Genomic DNA, 3677 nt, shown 5'->3' on the forward strand with positions numbered 1-3677 from the left:
ACAGATGCCGAGCAGGGTCAGCAGGCTGTTCATGCGCTGGTTCCGGGGGGGAAAGGTGGACAACGGCCGGCAGGAGGCGCCGGCATGGCGGCTGGATTGTGCCGATGAGTCAGCGCTCACAGGTGTGAATCGTTCACACTTCCCGGCCCGCCCTGGCACCGTTGTCAGGCGCCGTTGTCAGGAAGCACGCCGTGGCGCGACCGAGTCGACAGCCTTGCAAACTGCGCGCTCGCAGTCATCTGGGCTGTCCAAGGAGATCTCATGAACACGACTTCCATCCAAACCATCACGCTGGGCGGCGGCTGCTTCTGGTGCGTCGAGGCGGTATACGAGCGCGTGCTGGGCGTCACCGGCGTCGAGTCCGGCTACAGCAACGGCCGGGTGCGCAACCCGAGCTACGAGCAGGTGTGCAGCGGCGACACCGGTGCGGTGGAGGTGGTGCGGGTCAGCTTCGACCCGGCGCAGATCACGCTGCGCGAGGTGCTGGAGATCTTCTTCGTCGTGCACGACCCGACGACGCTGAACCGCCAGGGCAACGACGTCGGCACGCAGTACCGCTCGGGCATCTACGTCGAGTCGCCGGAGCATGAGCGCGTGGCCCGCGAGGTGATCGCCGAGATGGCGGCGAGCGGTACTTACAAGAGCCCGATCGTCACCGAGGTGCTGCCGCTGGCCGACTACTCGCGTGCGGAGGACTACCACCAGCACTACTTCGCGCAGCACCCGGGGCAGGGCTACTGCGCGTTCGTCGTCGCGCCGAAGGTCGAGAAGTTCCGCAAGACCTTCGCATCGAAGGTGCGCTCCGAGTAGCGCAGCGGGCCGGGCGCCGGGCAGTCAGTACACTTGCCCGCGCATGGACACCCTGTGGCTTTCGTCGCCTGCGCCGGCATTGCGGCTGTGGGCAGACGGTCGGTGGAAGGTGAACCCCGCCGCGGCGCGGTGGGCGTCCGACCACGGCATCGCCGATGCGGGCTGGCAGGCGCTGGCTCGCGAACTCGTCGCCACGCTGCGCCACCCCGAGCCCAGCAGTCGCGGGCGCATCGCGTTCCCCGGCTCGTCGCTCGAGATCGACTGGACCTCCGTCTGGCTCGACAGCGGCTGGCTCGCCTGGCTGGTGCTGCCCTCGGCCGATGCGGCGCGGCTCGCGCTGATCGAGCAATTCGGCCGCACCGGCGCCTGGGAGCGCGACCTGCGCACCGGCGAGGGTCGCTGGGACGCCCACATGTTCCGCTTGTGCGGCTTCGACCCGGCCGGTGGCGTGCCGAACTTCGACCAGGCGAGCGAGCGCGTCCACCCGGACGACCGCGACCGCTTCCGCCTCGAGCACCGGCGCTTCGGCGAAGCGCCGGGCCGCTACGAGACCTGGTTCCGCCTCGTGCTGCCGGACGGCCAGGTCAAGGAGTTCCACTCGCTCTGCGAAGTGCATCCCGGCCCGCAGGGCCGGCCGGTGCGCATGACCGGCATCCTGCTCGACGACACCGAAGGCACCTCGCGCCTGCGCGAGATCGAGGCGCTGACGGCCAAGCTGCACCGCGCGGTCACGCTGGCTTCGGTGTCGGTGTGGCGCATCGACCTGGCGACGCAGCGCATCTACTTCAACGACTGGGGCTACCAGGTGATGGGCATCCCGCGTCCGCCCGACGGCCTGACGCTGGAGTACATGCGCTCGACCATCCATCCCGACGACCGCGCCGCGGTGCTGCGTGCGGCCGATGAGGCCATCGCGACGCACCGCGTCGTCGACGTCGAGGCGCGCTACCGCAACGAGGACGGCAGCTACCGGCACCTGCTGACGCGCCGCGTCGCCGAGCGCGACGAGCAGGGGCGCGCGATCGCGCTGTCCGGCGTCTCGCTCGACCGCAGCGCGCAGATCGCCGAGCGCGAGCAGGCGCAGGCCTTCGCGCGCCGCATCGACATGGTCACCAACGCCGCGGGTGTCGGCATCTGGACGGTCGACATCGAGGCCCGCCAGGGCGAGTGGAACGAGCAGATGTTCCGCATCTACGGGCTGCGCCCGCAGGACGGCGTGCCCAGCGAGGAGCGCTGGCTGCAGGAGCTGGTGCACCCGGACGACCGCACGGCGATGCAGTCGCACGGCGAGATCGCCGACCGCGGCACGCAGCAGGGGCTGCAGTCGGAGTTCCGCATCCGCCGGGCGGACGACGGCGAGGTGCGCTGGGTGTCCGCCTGGTCGCGGCGCGAGCGCGTCAACGGCCGGCTGATGGCCTTCGGCGTCAACATCGACATCACCGAGCTGCACAGCACCCGCGCGCAGCTGCGGCGCGTGCAGGAGCGCACGATGCTCGCCGCCGAATCGGCCGGCATCGGCACCTGGGAGCGCGACCTGCGAACGCACGCCTCGCAATGGGATGCGCAGATGTTCCGGCTGCGCGGCCACCGCCCCGACGGGCCGCTCGGCGCGAACGACCTGCGCGACGGCTCGCGCCACCCGGACGACGTGGCCGAGCTGCAGCGCAAGATGGACGAGGCGGTGCGCGAGGGCGGCGAGCTCGAGCATGAGTTCCGCGTGGTCTGGCCCGACGGCTCGGTGCGCTGGCTGGCCACGCGCGGCCATGTGCAGCACGACGCGCAGGGCCGGCCGGAACGCTTCCTCGGCGTGAACTGGGACATCACCGAGCGCAAGCGCGCCGAGCAGGCGCTGCGCGACAAGGCGGCCGCCGAGCAGGCCAGCCGCGCGAAGAGCGAGTTCCTGGCCCGCATGAGCCATGAGCTGCGCACGCCGCTCAACGCGGTGCTCGGCTTCGCGCAGTTGCTGTCGGCCGACGCCGGCGATCGCTTGAGCCCGCCGCAGGCCGAGCGGGTGGAGCGCATCCGCTCGGCCGGCCAGCACCTGCTGGCGCTGATCGACGACGTGCTCGACCTCGCGTCGATCGAGTCGAGCGGCATGCCGCTTGCCCACGAGGCGGTGCCGCTGCAGGCCGCGCTGCACGACGTGCTGCAGTGGACCCGGCTGCAGGCCGACGAGGCCGGTGTCAGCGTGCAGGCCGAGGCGACGGCGGCCCAGGTGCTGGGCGACCCGCGGCGCGTGCGCCAGGTGATCGCCAACCTGATGAGCAATGCCATCAAGTACAACCGCGCCGGCGGCCACGTGTGGCTGGCGGTCGAGCGCGGGGCCTGGCAGGGCGTTCCGGCCTGGGCGATCACGGTGCGCGACGATGGCCGGGGCATGTCGGCCGCGCAGCGGCGCCACCTGTTCGAGCCGTTCAACCGACTCGGCGCGGAGCGCGAAGCGATCCAGGGCACCGGCATCGGGCTGGCCATCGTGCACCACCTGGTCAAGCTGATGCGCGGCGAGATCAGCGTCGAGAGCGAGCCGGGCCGAGGCAGCGCGTTCCGCATCGTGCTGCGGGCCGCCGCCGGTGCCGCCGCGGAACCTGCGCAGCAGGCCGTTCCCTCATCGGTGCAGGCCGCCCCGGTCGCCACGACAGCGGCCGCGCCGCTGCGCCTGCTCTACATCGAGGACAACCCGGTCAACGTGCTGCTGGTGCAGGAGCTGCTCGCCAACCATGCGCACGTGGAGCTCGCCATCGCCGTCGACGGCGTGTCGGGCGTGCGGCTCGCACAGCATGCGCGGCCCGACGTGGTGCTGGTCGACATGCAGCTGCCCGACATCGACGGCACCGAGGTGCTGCGCCGCCTGCGGGCCGATCCCGATC

The 3677-nt window shown here is 71.6% G+C and carries 2 protein-coding genes; both read left to right on the top strand.

Annotated elements, in window-relative coordinates; genetic code table 11:
- Window positions 1-261: 261 nt before the first annotated feature.
- Complete coding sequence (gene msrA / locus AC1D15_RS22045) at window positions 262-810, top strand: peptide-methionine (S)-S-oxide reductase MsrA (RefSeq protein WP_047504579.1); 549 nt, start codon at window positions 262-264, stop codon at window positions 808-810.
- Between the two features lie 43 nt (window positions 811-853).
- A partial coding sequence (locus AC1D15_RS22050) for a hybrid sensor histidine kinase/response regulator (RefSeq protein WP_477827648.1) occupies window positions 854-3677 on the top strand: 2824 nt, incomplete at its 3' end.

The sequence above is a fragment of the Rhizobacter sp. P2_H2 genome (assembly GCF_056403375.1).